Raw genomic sequence first — 18855 nt, 5'->3', positions numbered from 1 at the left:
GCGGCGATTTCCTGTACCGGAATCCCAACCACCATATTTTACCTATAGCAACCACTCAAGCTCCATGGATAGTTTTTATATATTCAAACTTTACTGCCATTTATTTCATTCCGCTTCTATACAGTCATCCGCCAGCTTATTGAAGCTTTTTTGAGATTCACTTCCCCCTTTGGCCGGCAACATAGTTACGGAAATAATCAACAAATGGGCTATACAGCCTTTTCGCCTCAGCAATAGCACTCTGAAACTCTCTTTCCACACTCTCCGCCTGTTCAAGCTCTAACGGGCTCCAGTATTCATGATCCTCATAATCATTAAGCATATAATAAAAAAATTCACAGGGTTGCTTCACTGCCTGGTAACTGTCAGCAAATCTACCGGAGTCCGCCAAAAAGGAGGCCCATGAGATTTCCTTACGTTCATACCGCAAATAGAGACAGCCAATATGCAGATCGTATACAGTATCCGGAAAAGCCTCAAAGGGTTCTGAGAATGCGTACGTATTCACTATTCTTATAGCGTCCCCAATGTACTTTTGGGTTGCCAGGTCCATAATCCAATATGGCGGTTTATCCATCTGTTCAATTATTTCATCACAAAAGAAGTAATAATGCTTGTACCAGATAAGCCTGGCTTCAAGCATAACCCCCATTTTTCTTGCGAATAGTCTATTCAATTCGATTTCCATAGATCTGCTCACCTCAAACCTAATTTATTCCTTCAATATAGCACACTTCCAATTTCCAGAATGCTGCGACATCAGTGAATTAGAATATAATAACTAAACACAAAAAACAGCCCCGGTCATTCGCTGACCATCGGGCTGCTTTCTATTCGTATAAACAACGGTTCGAAGGAATTACACCTGCGGTTAAGACGTATAATTCTTGCCCAGTCCCAGGCTGGTCAGCAGCTGTCTGTAGGCAATCGATGTCCGGTCTGCCGGGATATGGGCTTCCGCCTGCAGATCGAGCGGCAGATCCTCCGGAGTCTGCGACTCCACCATCTCCGCATCCTCCTGGAACACCTGCAGATTGAACTTGATCGTATCCTCTACAGGGGCGCTCTTGTCAAAGTTACGGGAGATCGGGCAGAACAGCCGGGTATAGCGGGCGGATACCGGGGATGCACAGTTCAGAATCTTCAGCCTGCCCTCATCCGGGAAATAGACAGTCAGCGAAGCGGCAAACGGTGCAAAGACGCGGAACTCGCGCAGCCACATGAACCCTTCGGGTGCAGGGTTCTCCTGACCTTTGCCGTAGTTGCTGACTGTGCTCCAATACTCCGCTACCAGCTCCGTATCCCCTTCACGCCATACCTTATACTGGGGGACCTCTGTGTTGTTGCGGTCACCGAAGGTTGCCGTATGCACGTAAGCGAAATGCGATACATCCAGGAAGCCTTCCATCTGCCGCCCGGAGGAACCGGCAATATCAAAGCTCGGAATTAGAATATTAATGTAGTCGGGATCATCCCAGGCCGGAAAAGATGGGATTTGCTCCGGCGCGCCACCAAGGCAGGTCCAGATCAGGCCATAACGCTCCACGGCGGGATAGACAATCAATTTCAATTTGGGTGAGATCTTGCTGCTTGGATGCGCCGGCACCGCCGTACACTTTCCTTCACAGTTATACCGGAAGCCGTGATACGGGCAGACAATCTCACCGTTCTCAACCCAGCCCTTGCTTAAGGGCGCTCCACGGTGGAAGCAGAGGTCCCGGGCAATGACCACCTTGCCTTCGCTGCGGTACAATACCAGCTTCATATCCAGCAGCTTCACTGGAACAGGTTTATCCTGAACCTCATCTGCCCTCGCCACCGGATACCAGTACTGGGCCAGAATATGCCAGTCTTCTGGCGAGAAGGTGCAATCACGCGGGAGCTCCAGTTGTTCCTGCCGTTTCTTTTCCTCTATCATGACCGCTCCACCTCTCAATTCGCTATGAATGCATAAGATGATTTAATTATATGTTAGAATAACTAACTTGTTGTGTATATTTTAAACTGATTTCGCTACTAAAATCAATTACAAATCCATTCCTTTTGTAATTTCGCCTAAAATACACCTGTCAATGTTATGCATCATGACATAATGGGGGCAAAACCTTAATAGATGTATATTCAGGCCATCCTCCGCAAAAGTTAACAGGTGCGCTACCTTAAGCTGCAATACATACAGCATTGTGAATGGTACCGCTTTGCACACTGATGAACGGGTGCTTTCAATTATATCTGTCTAGTAAGATTCGGCTAATAATAGTTTCTAAAAATAACTTGCTTTATTTAAGTTATAAGCTATAATAAAAATATAAGAGATACTTCAAAAAACTTACAACACATTCGAGGAGGAATTACAATGACAACATTAAACATCGGAATTATTCTGGGAAGTACCCGCCAAGGCCGCGTTAGCCCACAGGTAGGCGAATGGGTGAAAGGTATTGCAGATGCACGCGGAGATGCCAATTACGAGATCGTGGATATTGCCGACTTCAAACTGCCGCTTCTCGGTGAAACCGACAGCTATGCGGAAGCCCAAGCGTGGGCAGCCAAGCTGGCAACACTGGACGGCTTCGTGTTTATCGTACAGGAATATAACCACAGTCTTACCGGAGCACTCAAGAATGCCCTGGACTCCGCCCGTGAAGAATGGAACAACAAGGCAGCCGGTATCGTAAGCTATGGTTCAGCCGGAGGCGTCCGCGCCGCTGAGCATTTACGCGGAATTCTCGGCGAGCTGTCCGTAGCGGATGTCCGCGTACACCCTCTGCTCTCCTTGTTCACTGACTTCGAGAACGGCTCCGTCTTCAAACCGGCCGATCTGCATACCGCCAACGTTAACGCCATGCTCGATCAGGTTCTGGCCTGGAGCGGCGCCTTGAAGACTTTGCGTCAGTAAATAAAGGGTAATGGCAACGCAACATTATCATTAATAAAGGAGTAAAGGGGTCTCAACCGCCAGAAATGGCTATTGAGACCCCTTTTTACATTGAGATAGATGGATGGATGGATAGATAAGATAGCGGAACTATGTGAGAATGCTGCGCGAACAGACTGTTGCTCCAAGCACTGCGGGAATGGCGCCGGCAGAATGGAGACTACTTGGTAGACATAAAAAGCTTTGTAGACATAAATGTTGCACGTTTTGCAACTTGTATTGGTATATACCCGGGTGTTCAGGCCGATTGTTGTAAGAAATACAACAATTGTCCCGCTAAACCGCATGGTGGAGGAGAAATGCTGCATTTTGTACAACATTATTGGATTTGAGCCGAAATCATGAGGAAAATGTTGTATTTTATACAACAATTTTGTATTCGGGCCGAAGTTATAGGTTCAGCCGATACCTCCATCCATACGCATACGCACAAGTCTAATCCTATCTTTAAGATGATTCATCAGGACCCCCGCTCTTCTTATCGTGACAGCAGCCTGCTGATCAGCTCCCGGCGGCTGGACACGCCTGCTTTGGCAAAGATTGACTTCAGGTGATCCTGAACGGTATAAGCAGAGATATGGAGCGACTCCGCCAGTTCCTTGGTGGATAACCCCAGCAGCAGCATCTCTGCAAGCTGTTTCTCGCGTGCGGTTAAGGTAAAGGCATCGGCCAGCAGGCGGAATACATCGGAGGATCTGGCATTTACAAATGAAACGGCCAGCATGCCTTCCGGACCGTCCAGCCTGCTGGCTGTAACGGTCAGATAAGTCCCATCCCCGGTTTGAAGGCATATTTTAGCGCTTGAAGGGACAGTACCGGAAGCTCTCTCCTCCGCTACGACCCGTAAGCACACGGCCCGTACCGGACCCGGCAATACTCCCGTATCCAGACGTTCGAACTTCTGCATCTGCTCCAGCCAATAATTCGCCGCTGCATTCGCACTCAGCGGAACCAGCCGCTCATTCAGCATCATAATTCCGTTATCTTCCGGCGCCCCGCTGTCCGAATCCTTGCCGGGCTGCGATGTGGCGTAACTGCGCAGTCCGGCAGCAATCAGCGGAGCAGCGGAAGCGATCCGGGCACATTCCTGCGCTTGAAACGGAAGGCTATCCAGCGGACGGAATAACGTCAGGAAGCCCCAGCAGACCCCGCCTGCCATGAGCGCTGCGCGCAGCTCATCTCCGAACCCGGCGGGCTGCAGTACTTTGCGGTAACGCTGACTCTTCTCAAGGCTTCCGCCGGTAACTCCGCTTAAGCAGGCTACCGGAAGCTCCGCCTCAGCCAAGTGCTCATACTTCATATAATCCTCATGCAGATATTCATATTCGAACAATACAGAGTGCACAGCTGCGAGCCCCTGCTCCGTGACCGCCCCGGTGGTTAGAAGCGTATGGGGATCTACTGTTGTGCAGCAGGCCGCGGCAAACGGGATAATAGAACGGAGTTTAGCAATAACCGCTTCCCTGTATTGCTGTGAATTCATAACTCTCCAGCCCCGGGCCGGGTCCAGCTGTAGAATGCTTTTCATCGCCTCGTTCATCTTGGTGTCCTCTCTAAATCCCACATATGTGGGATGGTCTCCCGTCCTTGAAATCCCGATAATGAAACATAATTCCTATTATATCGCAGGTAAGCTTACATTCAATATTCAAGGACGGAGAAGATACAATGAAAACAGATATTATAGTCATCGGCGGTTATGGTCATGTCGGGTCACAGATTTGCCGGCTTCTTGGCGGGAAGCATCCCGGGAAGGTCTATGCGGCGGGAAGAAACCTGAAACGTGCCGAAGAATTCTCCCGGAGTACCGGCGGTTATGTGAAGCCGCTGCGTCTGGCGGCAGAGGAGCCGCTGGACCAGAGGCTGCTTGAACGGGTGAAGCTGGTTGTGATGTGCCTGGACCAGCAGGATACCCGGCTGGCAGAAGCCTGCTTACAGAGCGGCACGCATTATGTAGATGTCTCGGCGAACGGCGAGTTCCTCAGCAAGCTGCAGAAGCTGGCCCCGGTGAAGAATGGCCTCCAGGCTGCAGCCCTGCTGAGTGTCGGTCTGGCTCCAGGGCTGACCAACCTGCTCGCGGCACGGGCCATGCAGGAACTGGAGCATACCGAGTCCGTTGACATCTCCATAATGCTCGGGCTTGGAGACAGTCACGGACAAGCTGCACTGGAGTGGACAGTGGATAATCTGGGTGCAGCCTTTGAGATTACTGAACACGGCAAAGCGCGCACGGCTTCAAGCTTCACCGGGAGCAAGTCCACCGACTTCGGCTTTGATCTGCGGACCCGGACAGCCTACCGCTTTCCCTTCTCTGATCAGCAGACTCTGCCTGTAACTTTAGGCGTTCCATCTGTTTCCACCCGGCTCTGCTTCGATTCCCGCATCTCTACCTCCGCTGTTGCTGTGCTGCGCAGATTAGGTCTGCCTGCGCTGCTGCGGAACAGAACCTGCCGTAACTTTGCTGTCCGGGCTTTCGGCAAATTCAGGTTCGGCTCGGCACGCTTCGCGGTTAAAGTGGATGCCTATGGGTTGAAGAACGGCAAGCCCATGCAAATAGAATATGGAGTAGAAGGTGTACATGAAGCAGACATTACTGCAATAACTGCCGCTGGTGTAATCCTTAACCTCTACGAATCTGCACCTCCGTCAGGTGTCTATCATATTGAGCAGTTATTCACACTTCAGCCGGACGGGAACCGTCTGTCACTGGTATCCGCAGGGAAGGCCGGAACCGGCGTAAGTATGTCCTACCCTCTGAACGGCGTCACTTTCTGGACGCGGAGTACTGTCCGATAGATTCTCTTTTTGCAAATAATGATGCGATTCGCTACAATAAAATGAATCATTAACCCGTCCGCCAAACATCTTAAATATGCAATTTTGGCGCGTCCAAGCTATCTATCTCTCCCTAAGGAGGACTACTCATGTCCAGCCAAGAACCCGTTCAGCCGACAGAGCTCCAGGAACAATTCACCCTGCTGATGCGCGGACTGGGAACCCGGACAGTACAATACCAGCAGAATGTGGCCTCCGCCCTCGGACTATACAATAATGACTTCATATCCGTAGATATCCTGCGTGAAAAAGGTCCGATTACCGCCGGAGAACTGTCGAAGCTAACCGGACTGACTACCGGCAGCGTCACCGCATTAATCGACCGGCTGGAGAAAACCGGCTATGTCCGCAGAGAAAATGACCCGGGTGACCGCCGCAAGGTGATTATCGTTCCGCTGTATGAGCATAAAGCGGATGTCATAGAGACATATTCCACACTTCATTCGGCTATGATTGCCTTGGCTGCTTCATATACGGAAGAAGAGCTCCTGCTGATTACTCAGTTTCTGGGCAAAGCTGGCGCAGTGCTGGAGCAGCAGATCGATCACCTGAATGCCAATCCTCCGGGCAGTTCTAATTCCTGACGCCTTCCTGAATACAACAAGGCGGCCGTTAACCTAACGGCCGCCTTGTTTATGATATTTTATTGGATTACGGATGAAATGAATCTGGCCATCTCACCGCTGGTCTCATTCAGCTTCTCAATGACATCGCTGAACTGGGTAACGAGCTCAGCCTGCGCCGAGGAAGACTTGGCGATTGCCTCAATCTCCTGTTCCATCTCCCGGATCGAGCGCTGTACCGTGCTAAGAGAATCCTCAATCGACTTCGTAGCTTCCTTCGTATGTACCGACAGCTTGCGGACCTCTGTCGCCACCACACCGAAGCCTGCCCCCTGCTCTCCGACCCGCGCAGCCTCAATCGCCGCATTCAGGCCCAGCAGATTCGTCTGCTCGGAGATCTCCCGGATGAATCCGGCAACCTTATTCACCTGCTTGGACTCTTCCACCGTCTTGCGGGAATTGTCCAGAATCTGCGCGGTTGTCGCCGACAGCTCCTGAGACTGGGCCGCCACATTCTGAACCATATCCACAAGCTGGCCGCTGATCTGATTAATGCTTTCCGTCAGCTGTTCCATTTTATCTTCATTTTCCAGCGTATAGGCAATTGCGAAAGCCCCGATCACTTCTCCCTCCGTACCGTAAATCGGGACTGCCGAAGAAATTACAGTTGCTCCATACAGCTCAGGTGACAGACGGTTTGTCGTGGCGCGTCCGGCCAGGGCATTGCCGAGGGACGGATCATCCGGCGAAACTGGACTTCCTTTGGTTAAGCCGAAATCCAGCACTTTACTGGGTGCATAATAATGGAATATTTCCCGGTCCGTAATGCCGATCATAATATCCTGTGCGTGAATCTGTTTGAAGAAAGGTGCTGCTGCGACCAATGCTGCCAAGTTATCCATAAGCATCTCCTAAATGTGAATGTTTAGAATTATTATCGACACATTTAGCCGATTAGTGAAGAGTGCTGATTATGAATTATGAACGTCCTGAATTATGAACGCCCTGCCTTAACATGCTTAAGCTGAGCCACAATAATGACGCTGATGATAATTAGCAGAAACCATGAGCTGATCTTGCTGAAGCCCACCAGATGCCAGGCTTCATGCTGGTCCGGATATTTCCAGGCACCCAGGAAGGTAGCGATATTCTCAGCGATCCAGATGAAGAAGCCTACAATGAAAAAAGCCAGCGTCAGCGGCATCCGGTACGTCCGCTCCTGCACCCGGTAGATGATCCATGTCCTCCAAAAAACAATTACCACGAGCGCCGTCAGCCACCAGCGGAAATCCGGAATAAAGTGGTGCGTGAAAAAGTTCAGGTAGATCGCTCCGCCCAGCAATCCCGCAGAGGCCAGCCCCGGCCAGCCGGTCATATCCATCTTCAGCCTGCGCCAGATCTGGCACATATAGCTTGCCACGCTGGCATACATAAATCCGCTGTACAGCGGTACCCCGAGCAGCTTCGTGTATCCCGGATCAGGGTATGCCCATGAGCCCATTCTTATTTTATAAATCTCCAGCACCAGACCAATCACATGAAATACGCAGATTACCTTGATCTCATCGAGGGTCTCCAGCCCGCTGCGGTACATAAGGTACTGCACGGTCAGCAGGATCAGCAGAATGGCATCATACCGGTGGATGAAGGGCACTTCTACTTTACTGGTAAGTATCAGGGTTCCAAAGATCGCAACGGGAAAAATGCAGCTCATCGCGTGATGATAGCCGAAATGCAGCAGCCGTACCAATGATTTCAATATCGTCCTCTCCTCGTTCCCCGCTCCCTTTTATTCTGTAGCTTCCGGAGTGTATTCTAATATATCTCCCGGCTGACAATCCAATGCCTTGCAGATTGCCTCGAGCGTTGAGAACCGGATCGCCTTCGCCTTGCCGTTCTTGAGTATAGACAGGTTAGCCATCGTTATGCCCACCTTCTCCGTAAGCTCAGTTACACTCATTTTCCGTTTCGCCAGCATCACGTCAATATTGATTATAATCCCCATGGTCATCACCTCAGACTGTCAAATCATTTTCAGATTTTAGTTCAATAGCTTCGTTCAACAGCTTCTGGAGCACTGCAGCGAATACAGCGATCACCATGGAAGCCAGGATAATGATCATTCCGATGACGATAATCCCCGGGGCATCATCCCTCTCCGCCATCAGATAGAACAGGGGCATGCCTATAACAAACATACCGCTGATGGCGACTGCACAGTTCTTGATATTCTTCAGCACCTGTACAGAGGTATCCGAGAATGCCTTGTTCTGGTCGATGTAACCTAATAGCTTAAAGGCCTGATAGAGTGCGATGTAAAAAGGCAGTGCCGCCCCGTACAGATCGATCATCACGAGAGCCTGTATGTAAGCCATATCCGGATACAGCTCTGCTGCAAACCCCGCGATCTCCGGCACTACAAATACACATAGAGCAAGTGCAGCCAATCCAAACAGCACAATCACTGCCTTCAAAAAAGTGGTCGACCCTGGTTTGCGTTTCATTGTAAAAGCACCTCACTTCAGAATTGTGAGTTTAATTTACCACATAATTTATCGTTTATCAATATATTTAGATTGAAACATGATATTTAATTATTGTTTATCTGTTACTCATTGGCGGCAGATATCAATAAACTGCTGCAGCGCGGCAGGCAGGGATTCATTCTTACGCGTGCAGACAGCAATATGGTTGCTTAGGTGAATCCCCTCCACATGCACACGGGAGAGCTGCTTCCACTCCACATATTCGTGCACTGCGAGAGAGGAGATGAAGTTTGCACCATACCCCGCGATTACTGAACGGATGGCTTCACCCAGTCCGCTGAATTGCAGTGCGACCTCTGGCGGCTTCAGGCCATAAGTCGTACATAACGAGACAAGGCGCTCTCTTGTTGAGCTGCCCTCCTCCCGCATAATGAACGGCTCCTGCATCATCTCCGGCAGTGAAACCGTACGGTCTGCATAGGGATGGGAAGGGGCTACCACGAACCACAGCTCATCCTCGAAAAGCTCCAGCCATTCGACATCCTCCGGTTTCTCCTTGGCTCCGCCCCCATAGAAGGCAACGTCTGCTTCATGCCGCTGCAATTGCTCAAAGGCCTGCTGGGAGTTCGTTGTTGTAATCTCGATCTCAATCCCGGGATGTCCCGTTTTGAATCTGGCAGCCCAGCCGGGAACCAGGAAATTAGCCGGCAGATAAGTAGCGGCGATACGCAGCTTCCCTTTTTTGCCCTGGCGGTAGTCTTCTACAAATTCATCCATTTGTTCCTCATAGGTGAAGAGATTCCCTGCCTGCTTCGCCAGTTCTGTTCCAAAGGAAGTAAGTGAAATACCGCGGCCGCTGGGGTTAAACAAAGGCAACCCCAAATCCTTCTCGAACTTCTTGATTTGGCTGGTAACCGCCGGCTGGCTGATATTGAGCCGTGCAGCCGCTTTCGTGACGCTGCCCGTCTCGGCAACATAATAAAATAGCCTTAGTGCATGCAGGTTCATGCAGATCGCCTCGATTCATAATCAAATTATATGCAAACTATAAAAACATATATTAGTTTTATGAATTATTTTACCTTATATTTAAAACAGATCCAATACAACACTTAACCAAACGGAGGGATTCACATGAAAGAACAGAACAAATGGAGTAAGGTTGACGCGTATTTCAATGACAAGCTGCTGGCGGCAGATCCGGTGCTGGACGCCGTTCTGGGCGCTAATGAAGGTGCAGGATTACCGGCGATTGATGTTGCTCCGAACCAGGGGAAGCTGCTGTATCTTCTGGCTAAAATGAAAGGTGCCGTTAATATTCTGGAGATCGGCACGCTGGGCGGCTACAGCACCATTTGGCTGGCCAGGGCGTTGCCGGAAGCAGGAAGACTGGTTTCGCTCGAGTTCGAGCATGAACATGTAGTCGTCGCTGAGGATAATCTGAGAATGGCAGGGTTAGCGGATAAAACGGAGGTGATTGAGGGGCCGGCACTTGAGACGCTGGCGACACTTGAAGCCCGGGGTCATGGCCCTTTTGACTTCATCTTTATTGACGCCGATAAACCGAACAATCCCCATTATCTGAAATGGGCATTGAAGCTGGCCCGGCCGGGAGCGGTAATTGTGGCCGATAACGTAGTGCGTGATGGTGAAGTCATTCAAGCGCATAGTACAGATGACCGCGTACAAGGCATCCGTCAGTTTATAGACCTGCTCTCCGCGGAACCACGGATAGAGGCCACTGCACTGCAGACGGTAGGCAGCAAGGGGTACGACGGCTTCGTGCTTGGCATTGTTATTTGAATGTCTATATCTTGCTGTTATTGTGCATGAATCGTCAGTATGAACAAGATAAGCGATTCTCAGTCCGCTTCACTCTCTTGTACAATACAAAAGTGCCCCGCAATATCACAGGGCACTCTTGGCTATCGGTTATTTTAAGTAGAATACATCTTTCAAATTCTTGGACACCGGGCTGTGGTCAGGGTTAGTCTCCATTAACGGCTCCATATACACCCACCACTTCCGGCAAATCTCCGTCTGCGACATCTGATCCCACCGCTCTTCGTCTTCAATCTCTACGTAAGCAAACAGGCTGCCCGTTTCTTCATCCAGAAAAATAGAATAATTATGTGCGCCATGGTTCTTCAGCTCTTCAGCCATATCCGGCCAAAGCTCATCATGACGGCGTTTGTACTCCTCATAAGCATCGGGATAAACATGCATAACACTCGCTTTTCTAATCACTGTTCAGCTCTCCAGACATATAGGGGTGTAGTTATAACTTAAATGAACTATTATATTGAACATTATAAAGCACAAGTGAACTTTATTGAATATAAATAAACACAAATAAACTCGAATATCTGACTTAAATCAAGGAATCCCCTATATCGCTGATCAGATGCCGCTTGAGCTTGTCCGCCTCTGTCTGCTGTAGCCCCTTCGCTACCAGTCTGGCCATTTCTATGGCCCCGGCTTCCGAGAAATGCGTGTTATCCTCTGCTCCCTCAGGAAGGTTAGCATATTGGCCCGGTTCCGCCCACAGAAATACTTGCTTGGAACGAGCCTCACCAAGCTCCTCAAAATATACTTTGCTGAGTGAAGCGAGATCCACAAAGGGTACAGCTTCCCGGACGGCCAGCTGCCTCATAGCTTCAATATAATCCCCGTGGGTATTCCGGATGGCCCCATCCTCCTCGAAGAACCGCCGGTGCATGGGTGCTACAAGCACAGGATACGCGCCGGCTGACCGCGCAAGATCAATATATTGCTTCAGGTAGTGCTGATAGGTTGTGAACGGACCCGCACCTTCTTCTGTTTCCTTCTCATCGTTGTGGGCAAATTGTACAAGCAGGAAGTCGCCCTTGCGCAGTCTTTTGGCTATCCGCAGCAGACGGCTCTCCTCAATAAAGGTTCTGGCGCTTCTGCCGGAACGTGCATGATTCGCCACAGCAATGTCTTCATCCAGGTACAATCCGATCATTTGGCCCCAGCCTGTATAAGGGAATTGCCCCGAGGCCTGATCCGTTACGGTAGAATCTCCGGCAAGAAATAGAGTAGGGATGGAGCTTACCCGGTTAACCGTCACCTGCCGCACACTTGGTGCAGCACCGCCGAAAGCCAGCTTGAGCACACCATCCTCGACATGCACAGCAAAGCTGCGGGTGGTGATCTCACCGGGCCCGGTCTTCAGCTCAAGCAGTCTGAGCCGGCCGAGTCCTTCTCTTACGGTAGTAACGGCGGAGGTGTCCGGTGAACCGATCTCCAGCGTTACGGTGTAATTGCCATTCGGCACATCCATCAGCAGTGTCGGCACCGCAGGAGAGAAATAATCTCCGGGCCATGAATCCTTGAGCTCCTCATTCTTCGAGCCTGCCGGCGCAGCGGCAAAGCCATAACCCTGTTCCATGTCATACAGGCTATCCAATGCGGGTACAAACGAATAGTTAAATATCATACGGGCATCCACCTTTCTTTTCCCGTCTACACTAATTCATCCGGCTATAGAAGACAATCGGACTCTTTTGCCGGTTTTGCACTTTTTTATTCCCGGACAATCTCCTCCAGCACTCTCCCGTCGCCATGCCCGAAATCGATCCCCAGAATTCTTCCCAGCGTTGGCGCAATATCGACCATTTCGATGTCGCCGATGGAATAGTCCTGTTTAATCATGCCGCCGGAGACGACAAAATTGCACCGGTAGCCGCTTTTGTCAGGAGAATAACCATGCGTAGCATAACGAATTCCATGTGTCTGCAAATCGACAACCAGCTGCTCCTCCAGACTCTCATCAAAGGAATAGCCGCGCCGCGCTTCAAGCATTACTCTTGTGGAATGGCTTGCATGAAGACGGTCTAATGTCTCTCTGTGGTATACGCTTTCAACCCCTGACATGTCATTCTGCCTACATTCTTCAATAGCCGTGAGCGCGAGCCGCTCTGCTTCTTCGTCTCCCGGCCGGACATGCAGGTACGCTGAACCTCCGCCGCACTGGAAGTATGCCCGCCATTTCATTACGCCGCCCTCTTCATAGATCAGACCCTTTGCCTGCAAAAGCTTGTTCAAATGCACTTTGTAGCGCACATTGAACTGGCCGTGGTCTCCGAGCACCATAATTACCGTATCCTGCCTGATCCCGGTATCTTCCACAGCCTGCAGGATCTCACCCAGCCGGTTATCCATGCGCAGGATGACTTCTTTCACCTCTTCGCTGTCTGTCCCGTACAGATGTTTGGCATCATCCAGGTCAATCAGATGCATCATGAGCAGATTAGGCTTGTTGCGCTTAATCGTGTCTATCGCACACTTCGTTGTAAAGTCATCCAGATAAGGCTGGGTAATCCCTTGCCTGATCCGGCCGTATTTCAGCTCCATCCGGATGCAGTAGGCGGGACTGCCGCTTCTCAGCACCTTAAGTGCCTGATTCTCACCTTTCAGCGCCCTGATTTCCGGGATATTATACCGGATCGAGGACTTGCCCGAAACCGGCCAGAGGAGTCCGGCGGTACTGAGCCCTGCCTTACGTGCAGCATCATAAATTGTCGGTACCTTGACCGCCTCACGGAACCAGAACCAGCGCTGATCCTCCTCCTTCACGAACGGCTGCAGCGGATTGTTGTGGTGAATGCCGTGCTTGTCCGGATGAACGCCGGTAGCGATGGTGGTATGAACTACATAGGTGAGTGTGGGGTATACGCTCCGCAAGCGGTTGCTGTGGGCACCTTGCTTAATCAGTCTGGATAAATTGGGCAGCCGGCTGGCCAGTTCCCAGTTGTCCTCCGAGAAGGCATCGTAGGAAATGACGATCAGATGTTTAGCTAATGGCGCGCGAGGCGTTGTCGGTTCCATGTCAGTTCCCCTTAGGTAGTGTGATGAAGATGAAGAATCCGATCAGAAACAGCGGAATGATGGATAAAATGCTAAAGCGGGCCTCGCCCGTTAACGTCGTAGTCAGTGACATCAGCGCCGGGCCGAGAATTGCCGCGAACTTGCCGAAGATATTATAGAAGCCGAAGAATTCATTGGAATTCTCCTTCGGAATGATTTTGGCGAAATACGAGCGGCTGAGCGCCTGGATGCCGCCCTGGGCCGAACCGATGAGCGCGCCGAGAATAAAGATATGCCACACTGAGGTGATGAAGAAAGCCGCAATACAGGAAATGATATAAGTGAAAATCCCGAAGATAATCAGCTTGCGGGCAGAGTGGGTTTTGGCCAGATTACCATAGAGGATCGCACACGGAAAGGCAATGATCTGGATGATTAGCAGAATTCCCAACAGGGTGAAAGTGTCCAGGGAATCCCCGCCCAGTACCGAAGTCGCATACGGCACCACCATTTTAATAATGGTATCTACCCCGTCGATATAGAAGAAATAAGCAATCAGGAACACAAATACAATTTTGTGCCGGCGGATATTCATGAAGGTGTTCGCCATTCTTTTGAAGCTGTTTGCAACCGGATTAGGTTCAGGCTCAATGTAGTAGCGCTGCTTCACATCTCTGATCATAGGCACAGTGAGCAGCCCCCACCATAGTGCAGTGATGATGAATCCAATCTGATAGCCGATGGCCTTATCCATCCCCATCATGAAGATCAGCAGCAGACTGATTCCGAACGGAATACAGCTGAAGATGTAACCGAAGGCAAACCCTCTTGTGGATACCTTATCCATCCGCTCATCATCTGTAATATCAACCAGGAAGGAATCATAGAAGATATTAGCCCCGGCAAACCCGACCGCTGACAGAATGTAAAAAGCAATCAGCAGCTGCCATTGTCCGCTATCCGGTGACACGAAGGCCAGGGAAGCCGTAGCAAGCACGCCTACCGCAGCGAAGAAGATAAAGAAGCGCTTCTTCCTGTCCTTGTAATCGGCAATCGTCCCCAGGATCGGACTGAGCACCGCCACCAGAATACTGGCAATGGAATTGAAATAGCCCAAATCCATACTGCTGCCCACAGTGGTGAACATGCCGAAGATAATGGGCAAAAGCGCCGTAGTCACCGCCATCGAGTAGGCAGAATTACCGCAGTCATACAGAATCCATGATTTCTCCTCTTTACTCAGCTTCATCTAATCTTCTCCTCCAATAACCGATTGTTTCAGTTATATCACGCGAACATATGAAGCATGTTAATGGGATGTAAAATCACAGAATCTCTGGTTTAGTGGCAATAGCCTTCCTAATATCCTGCAATATACATGGTCATTATAACCTGAATTACCAAAGGATAGGGTGAAAAATATAGATTAAGCTCACTAGATTCACGGAATACACGGGCAGAGGGCGCTGCAACAGAATGGAGACTTTTCAGTAAACACTGTCGACATAAATGTTGTACGTTTTACAACTTTTGATCATTGATAGTTAGGTTTCCGGGAGGATTGTTGTATAAAATACAAGAATAATTCGGCTAAGCCGCTTGAAAAAGGTAAAATCCTGCATTTCATACAACAATTCCGGATTTGGGGCGATATCAGAAGGGAAATGTTGTATTCTGTGCAGGATTTCATGACAAGTTATCAGAAATCAGCCACAGAAAGCCGATGAAACGGTAAAACCGCAGCTAAGGCGTCTAAGAACACCAGCAATTGAAACGCCGGGACAATACCTAGTCCGCACATAAAAATGGCACCTGTCCCGGAAGGTCCGGGAAGGCGCCATGCTTTTAATATCAGAAACCGGGCAGCCGTTCACGCCGCCTTCCGTTTGTATACGCGCATCGCAAACAGATATGCGGCAACCAGTATCCCCAGGCACCAGGCAAGTGCAGTCCAGATGTCATGTCCGGCAGGCTGCCCCGCCAACAGGGCGCGGATAGTCTCCACTATGGAGGTCACCGGCTGGTTCTCGGCAAAGGCGCGGACAGCCCGCGGCATAGTTTCAGTAGGCACAAATGCGGAGCTGATGAAGGGAAGGAAGATTAGCGGGTAGGAAAAGGCGCCTGCGCCGTCTACCGATTTGGCGGACAGTCCGGCAATCGCCGCGATCCAAGTCAGGGCCAGCGTGAACAGTGCGAGTATACCGGCCACGGCAAGCCATGATAATACGCCAGCCGGAGAGCGGAAGCCCATAAGGAGCGCTACAAGAATGATGACGGCAACCGAAATCGCATTGGACACGAGTGAGGTCAGCACATGCCCCCAGAGCGCCGCCGAGCGCGCAATCGGCATCGAGTGGAACCGTTCGAAGATGCCGCTCTGCATATCCATGAACAGCCGGTAGGCCGTATAGGAGATGCCGCTGGCAATTGCAATCAGCAGGATGCCGGGCAGCAGGTAATTCACATAGTTGTCCGTGCCGGTCTGAATGGCCCCGCCGAACACATAAACGAACAGCAGCAGCATGGCAATCGGAGTGATGGTGACTGTGATGATGGTATCCAGGCTGCGGATAATATGGCGCATGGAACGTCCAAGCATAACGCTCATATCACTGAAGAAGTGTCTCGCTGTCATTTCCATTTTACTTTCCCTCCCTATTACCGGTGATGGCAAGGAATATCTCTTCTAATGTGGGTTGTTTCTCCACGTACTCCACCTTGTCAGGCGGAAACAGCTTCTTCAGCTCCGTGAGTGTGCCGCTCGCAATAATCCTGCCCTCATGCAGAATAGCGATTTGATCGGCCAGCTGTTCGGCCTCCTCCAAATACTGCGTGGTCAGAAATACAGTCGTGCCCTTAGCGGCAAGCTCTTTGACTGTCTTCCAGACTTCGATCCGCCCTTCGGGGTCAAGTCCGGTGGTCGGCTCGTCGAGGAAGATAAGCTGCGGTTCTCCCACAAGGCTCATGGCGATGTCGAGCCTCCGGCGCATCCCGCCTGAATAGGTTGATACTCTGCGGCTCCCGGCTTCAGTCAGGCCGAACCGCTTCAATAGATCGTCTGCTAGCTGAAGCGGATGGTTCAGGTGCCGGAGCCTGGCGATCATGATCAGATTCTCCCGCCCGGTCAATATCTCATCCACGGCAGCAAATTGTCCGGTCAGGCTGATCGACTGGCGTACATGATCAGGCTTCGATGCGACATCAAAGCCGTTTACGGTTGCACTTCCCCCATCCTGTTTCAGCAGCGTAGTTAGGGTTCTGACAATTGTTGTCTTCCCCGCACCGTTGGAACCGAGCAGAGCGTAAATTTCGCCGCTCCGCACCTCAAAGTCGACGCCCTTCAGAACTTCTATATTATTGAAGGACTTTCGCAGACCTTTCACTTCAATGGCATTGCCCATTTCTGCTTCCCCCGTTCACTTTGTTTAGTCCGTTGCCTTTTTCATGGCCTTGGCTACTTCCTGGTCCACAGATTCCTGATAGAGATCAGCGTAGGTTTTGGAATCTTTGATGAGGTCGTCGCAGAACGCCGCTACGTCATTGCCCGTCACTTCAAGCACCCCTTTCCCCAGTGCAGCGCCCTCCTCAAAAAGATCGACAATCCCCGAGAGCAAGCCATTCCCCTCCGTCAGCTCCACAGGACCGACCTTAAACAGATATTTTTGCAGCTCTTTATAGACAATCTGGTAATCCTGCGGCAGTGCTTTGACACGCGCAACATGCGCCCGCCACTCTTTTTTCCCCTCGATCATATCCCGTATTTTCATTGTATCCTCCTCCTACTTCCCTAATTTCCGGGCAATATTATCATTAAGCTGCTGGCGCCACTTGTCGCGGTAAGACTTTGCCCCTTCTTCACCCGCCAGCGCTGAACAGAAGCCCCGGATATCATCACCTAATACCTCCCGGGCATTCTGGCCGTCCGCCGCCGTTTCTTCCAGCAGGCCAAGCACACCGTCAAGAATGGGCATGAGGTTACGGCCGGTGAAATCAGAATGCGGCCAAAGCTCGGCTTTAATTTTTTCCCAGGCCGTCTGATAATCAGGCGGGAGCTTTTTTACCCGCAACTCAAAAGCCTGGAATTCTTTGGTCATATCTCTGCCGGTGATCTTATCCCAAAAATTCATTGATTTCTCTCCTTTAACTCGTTCATTTTGGATGATACAAACTCCCATTTCCCCCAAAACTTCTGCAGCTCCTCACGCCCCGCATCATTCAGCGCGAAGAACTTTCGCGGCGGCCCCATATCCGAAGGTTTCTTAGTGGTATCGACCAGCTGGCTTTTCTCAAGCCGGATCAGGATGGTGTACACCGTTCCCTCTACAACATCGGTGAAGCCGAGGGCATTCAGCTGCCTTGTGATTTCGTAACCGTAGGTTTCGTTGCGGCTTATAATTTCAAGGACACAGCCCTCAAGTACGCCCTTGAGCATTTCTGTCAGATTATCCAGCACAATTCCTCCTCACTACTCTGTATGACTGGTATTCAGTATTACTTACTACCACTACATAGTAACACATAGTAGCAGATTGTCAATAGCTGTTAATCTGATAATTATGCTAAAGGGCGGATTTGTTTAATCCCCCCTCGTCCGTTAAACTAAAGCTGTATTTAGCGGGCTAAAATGTAACATAAGGAGGCTGCATATGGGACGTGTAATTCTGCAGATGAATGTGACACTGGACGGTTGCTGCGACCACACGCAGGTGATAGCGGATGAGGAGCTCCACCAGTATACGGCGGATTTGATGGACCAGGCCGATGGCCTGCTTATGGGACGTAAAATCTACCAGCTGATGGAAGGCGCTTGGCCAGCCATTGCTATTAGCGGTGAAGGACCCCAATTTATGGTCGACTTTGCACATAAGCTCGACCGGAAACCCAAGTATGTCTTCTCGCGGACGCTGGATCACTTGTCGTGGCAGAACTCTTTTTTGCTAACGGGGACCGTATTAGAGGAAGTGCAGCAGCTTACGGCAGAAGGAAAGAGCCTGATCGTTAACGGCGGTCCCGGCCTGGGCTCCACTCTGGCAGGGCTAGACTTGGTGGATGAATATCACTTCCTGGTACAGCCAATTGTTGCCGGACACGGTCCTAAGTTATTGGGGGAAATCCGTGACCGGCTGGATCTGAAGCTGAGCGGAACCACAACCTTCGGCTCCGGCGTCGTGGTGCTCCACTATACGCCCGTCCGTTAACCGCC

The 18855-nt window shown here is 50.6% G+C and carries 22 protein-coding genes; 5 read left to right on the top strand and 17 right to left on the bottom strand.

Translation table 11 applies throughout. The annotated features are described in order from the left end of the window. Window positions 1-157: 157 nt before the first annotated feature. Together NSU01_RS13195 and NSU01_RS13190 are read right to left on the bottom strand one after the other, a co-directional pair. Window positions 158-688, bottom strand: coding sequence for a hypothetical protein (locus tag NSU01_RS13195; protein ID WP_076246748.1), 531 nt, complete (start codon window positions 686-688; stop codon window positions 158-160). A 183-nt stretch (window positions 689-871) separates the two neighbouring features. Further along, on the bottom strand, window positions 872-1918 hold the full coding sequence (locus NSU01_RS13190) for an aromatic ring-hydroxylating dioxygenase subunit alpha (RefSeq protein ID WP_076246750.1): 1047 nt from the start codon (window positions 1916-1918) through the stop codon (window positions 872-874). Window positions 1919-2356: 438 nt separating this feature from the next. Here NSU01_RS13190 and NSU01_RS13185 point away from each other — a divergent pair, with 438 nt between their 5' ends. Then, the gene (locus tag NSU01_RS13185) at window positions 2357-2899 is read left to right on the top strand and encodes an NADPH-dependent FMN reductase (RefSeq protein ID WP_042135999.1); all 543 of its coding nucleotides are present in this window, start codon (window positions 2357-2359) and stop codon (window positions 2897-2899) included. A 517-nt stretch (window positions 2900-3416) separates the two neighbouring features. On the opposite strand, the gene NSU01_RS13180 is transcribed toward NSU01_RS13185, so the two are convergent. Next, window positions 3417-4478, bottom strand: coding sequence for a helix-turn-helix transcriptional regulator (locus tag NSU01_RS13180; protein ID WP_083705669.1), 1062 nt, complete (start codon window positions 4476-4478; stop codon window positions 3417-3419). A gap of 128 nt (window positions 4479-4606) precedes the next feature. Here NSU01_RS13180 and NSU01_RS13175 point away from each other — a divergent pair, with 128 nt between their 5' ends. Next, window positions 4607-5734, top strand: a complete 1128-nt coding sequence (locus NSU01_RS13175; protein WP_076246753.1) for a saccharopine dehydrogenase NADP-binding domain-containing protein — start codon at window positions 4607-4609, stop codon at window positions 5732-5734. 128 nt (window positions 5735-5862) lie between these two features. Next, entirely contained in the window at window positions 5863-6357 is a 495-nt protein-coding gene (locus NSU01_RS13170; protein ID WP_076246756.1) for a MarR family transcriptional regulator, read from the top strand. Window positions 6358-6416: 59 nt separating this feature from the next. Here NSU01_RS13170 and NSU01_RS13165 read toward each other — a convergent pair whose 3' ends face one another. From NSU01_RS13165 to NSU01_RS13145, 5 genes are all read right to left on the bottom strand, one after another. After that, window positions 6417-7238, bottom strand: coding sequence for a methyl-accepting chemotaxis protein (locus NSU01_RS13165; protein WP_042135993.1), 822 nt, complete (start codon window positions 7236-7238; stop codon window positions 6417-6419). Between the two features lie 92 nt (window positions 7239-7330). After that, a complete protein-coding gene (locus tag NSU01_RS13160) occupies window positions 7331-8095 on the bottom strand; it encodes a DUF817 domain-containing protein (protein WP_076246759.1) in 765 nt (254 codons plus the stop codon). Window positions 8096-8125: 30 nt separating this feature from the next. Continuing rightward, complete coding sequence (locus NSU01_RS13155; protein ID WP_042135991.1) at window positions 8126-8341, bottom strand: helix-turn-helix transcriptional regulator; 216 nt, start codon at window positions 8339-8341, stop codon at window positions 8126-8128. 10 nt (window positions 8342-8351) lie between these two features. Further along, window positions 8352-8840: a DUF2975 domain-containing protein gene (locus tag NSU01_RS13150; RefSeq protein WP_039308893.1), complete on the bottom strand. Its 489-nt coding sequence runs from the start codon at window positions 8838-8840 to the stop codon at window positions 8352-8354. Window positions 8841-8948: 108 nt separating this feature from the next. After that, entirely contained in the window at window positions 8949-9830 is an 882-nt protein-coding gene (locus NSU01_RS13145) for a LysR family transcriptional regulator (RefSeq protein WP_076246761.1), read from the bottom strand. A gap of 126 nt (window positions 9831-9956) precedes the next feature. Here NSU01_RS13145 and NSU01_RS13140 point away from each other — a divergent pair, with 126 nt between their 5' ends. Further along, window positions 9957-10625 carry an O-methyltransferase gene (locus NSU01_RS13140; protein WP_076246763.1) on the top strand — a complete coding sequence of 223 codons (669 nt, stop codon included), beginning with the start codon at window positions 9957-9959 and terminating at the stop codon, window positions 10623-10625. Window positions 10626-10754: 129 nt separating this feature from the next. Here NSU01_RS13140 and rhaM read toward each other — a convergent pair whose 3' ends face one another. The 9 genes from rhaM to NSU01_RS13095 form a co-directional block, all read right to left on the bottom strand. After that, window positions 10755-11069, bottom strand: a complete 315-nt coding sequence (gene rhaM, locus NSU01_RS13135; RefSeq protein ID WP_076246765.1) for an L-rhamnose mutarotase — start codon at window positions 11067-11069, stop codon at window positions 10755-10757. Between the two features lie 124 nt (window positions 11070-11193). After that, window positions 11194-12282 carry a rhamnogalacturonan acetylesterase gene (locus tag NSU01_RS13130; protein WP_076246767.1) on the bottom strand — a complete coding sequence of 363 codons (1089 nt, stop codon included), beginning with the start codon at window positions 12280-12282 and terminating at the stop codon, window positions 11194-11196. An 86-nt stretch (window positions 12283-12368) separates the two neighbouring features. Continuing rightward, entirely contained in the window at window positions 12369-13673 is a 1305-nt protein-coding gene (locus NSU01_RS13125; RefSeq protein WP_076246769.1) for an ectonucleotide pyrophosphatase/phosphodiesterase, read from the bottom strand. Between the two features lies 1 nt (window position 13674). Further along, window positions 13675-14901, bottom strand: coding sequence for an MFS transporter (locus tag NSU01_RS13120; protein ID WP_076246771.1), 1227 nt, complete (start codon window positions 14899-14901; stop codon window positions 13675-13677). A gap of 621 nt (window positions 14902-15522) precedes the next feature. Further along, window positions 15523-16293: an ABC transporter permease gene (locus tag NSU01_RS13115; RefSeq protein WP_042135981.1), complete on the bottom strand. Its 771-nt coding sequence runs from the start codon at window positions 16291-16293 to the stop codon at window positions 15523-15525. Window position 16294: 1 nt separating this feature from the next. Beyond that, on the bottom strand, window positions 16295-17053 hold the full coding sequence (locus tag NSU01_RS13110) for an ATP-binding cassette domain-containing protein (protein WP_076246773.1): 759 nt from the start codon (window positions 17051-17053) through the stop codon (window positions 16295-16297). Window positions 17054-17077: 24 nt separating this feature from the next. After that, on the bottom strand, window positions 17078-17419 hold the full coding sequence (locus NSU01_RS13105; protein ID WP_042135978.1) for a DUF1048 domain-containing protein: 342 nt from the start codon (window positions 17417-17419) through the stop codon (window positions 17078-17080). Window positions 17420-17431: 12 nt separating this feature from the next. Next, window positions 17432-17779: a DUF1048 domain-containing protein gene (locus NSU01_RS13100; RefSeq protein ID WP_042135976.1), complete on the bottom strand. Its 348-nt coding sequence runs from the start codon at window positions 17777-17779 to the stop codon at window positions 17432-17434. After that, window positions 17776-18084, bottom strand: coding sequence for a PadR family transcriptional regulator (locus NSU01_RS13095; protein WP_269323273.1), 309 nt, complete (start codon window positions 18082-18084; stop codon window positions 17776-17778). The genes NSU01_RS13100 and NSU01_RS13095 overlap by 4 nt, the downstream gene beginning before the upstream one ends. 214 nt (window positions 18085-18298) lie before the next feature. On the opposite strand from NSU01_RS13095, the gene NSU01_RS13090 reads away from it, so the two are divergent. Beyond that, entirely contained in the window at window positions 18299-18850 is a 552-nt protein-coding gene (locus NSU01_RS13090) for a dihydrofolate reductase family protein (RefSeq protein ID WP_042135972.1), read from the top strand. Window positions 18851-18855: the final 5 nt, after the last annotated feature.

Origin of the sequence: Paenibacillus sp. FSL H8-0259, assembly GCF_037963255.1 — a bacterium.
Lineage (GTDB): Bacteria > Bacillota > Bacilli > Paenibacillales > Paenibacillaceae > Paenibacillus_AQ > Paenibacillus_AQ phytohabitans.
The sequence above is the reverse complement of the archived record's forward strand: the minus strand, read 5'-3'. Positions and strand labels throughout refer to the sequence as shown.

Coding starts and splice junctions, on each gene's coding strand:
- NSU01_RS13150 (WP_039308893.1), bottom strand. CDS start 8,840: ATGAAACGCAAACCAGGGTCGACCACTTTTTTGAAGGCAGTGATTGTG.
- NSU01_RS13140 (WP_076246763.1), top strand. CDS start 9,957: ATGAAAGAACAGAACAAATGGAGTAAGGTTGACGCGTATTTCAATGAC.
- NSU01_RS13125 (WP_076246769.1), bottom strand. CDS start 13,673: ATGGAACCGACAACGCCTCGCGCGCCATTAGCTAAACATCTGATCGTC.
- NSU01_RS13100 (WP_042135976.1), bottom strand. CDS start 17,779: ATGAATTTTTGGGATAAGATCACCGGCAGAGATATGACCAAAGAATTC.
- NSU01_RS13195 (WP_076246748.1), bottom strand. CDS start 688: ATGGAAATCGAATTGAATAGACTATTCGCAAGAAAAATGGGGGTTATG.
- NSU01_RS13175 (WP_076246753.1), top strand. CDS start 4,607: ATGAAAACAGATATTATAGTCATCGGCGGTTATGGTCATGTCGGGTCA.
- NSU01_RS13095 (WP_269323273.1), bottom strand. CDS start 18,084: ATGCTCAAGGGCGTACTTGAGGGCTGTGTCCTTGAAATTATAAGCCGC.
- NSU01_RS13110 (WP_076246773.1), bottom strand. CDS start 17,053: ATGGGCAATGCCATTGAAGTGAAAGGTCTGCGAAAGTCCTTCAATAAT.
- NSU01_RS13180 (WP_083705669.1), bottom strand. CDS start 4,478: ATGAACGAGGCGATGAAAAGCATTCTACAGCTGGACCCGGCCCGGGGC.
- NSU01_RS13090 (WP_042135972.1), top strand. CDS start 18,299: ATGGGACGTGTAATTCTGCAGATGAATGTGACACTGGACGGTTGCTGC.
- NSU01_RS13145 (WP_076246761.1), bottom strand. CDS start 9,830: ATGAACCTGCATGCACTAAGGCTATTTTATTATGTTGCCGAGACGGGC.
- NSU01_RS13165 (WP_042135993.1), bottom strand. CDS start 7,238: ATGGATAACTTGGCAGCATTGGTCGCAGCAGCACCTTTCTTCAAACAG.
- NSU01_RS13105 (WP_042135978.1), bottom strand. CDS start 17,419: ATGAAAATACGGGATATGATCGAGGGGAAAAAAGAGTGGCGGGCGCAT.
- NSU01_RS13130 (WP_076246767.1), bottom strand. CDS start 12,282: ATGATATTTAACTATTCGTTTGTACCCGCATTGGATAGCCTGTATGAC.
- NSU01_RS13190 (WP_076246750.1), bottom strand. CDS start 1,918: ATGATAGAGGAAAAGAAACGGCAGGAACAACTGGAGCTCCCGCGTGAT.
- NSU01_RS13120 (WP_076246771.1), bottom strand. CDS start 14,901: ATGAAGCTGAGTAAAGAGGAGAAATCATGGATTCTGTATGACTGCGGT.
- NSU01_RS13170 (WP_076246756.1), top strand. CDS start 5,863: ATGTCCAGCCAAGAACCCGTTCAGCCGACAGAGCTCCAGGAACAATTC.
- NSU01_RS13185 (WP_042135999.1), top strand. CDS start 2,357: ATGACAACATTAAACATCGGAATTATTCTGGGAAGTACCCGCCAAGGC.
- NSU01_RS13155 (WP_042135991.1), bottom strand. CDS start 8,341: ATGGGGATTATAATCAATATTGACGTGATGCTGGCGAAACGGAAAATG.
- NSU01_RS13115 (WP_042135981.1), bottom strand. CDS start 16,293: ATGGAAATGACAGCGAGACACTTCTTCAGTGATATGAGCGTTATGCTT.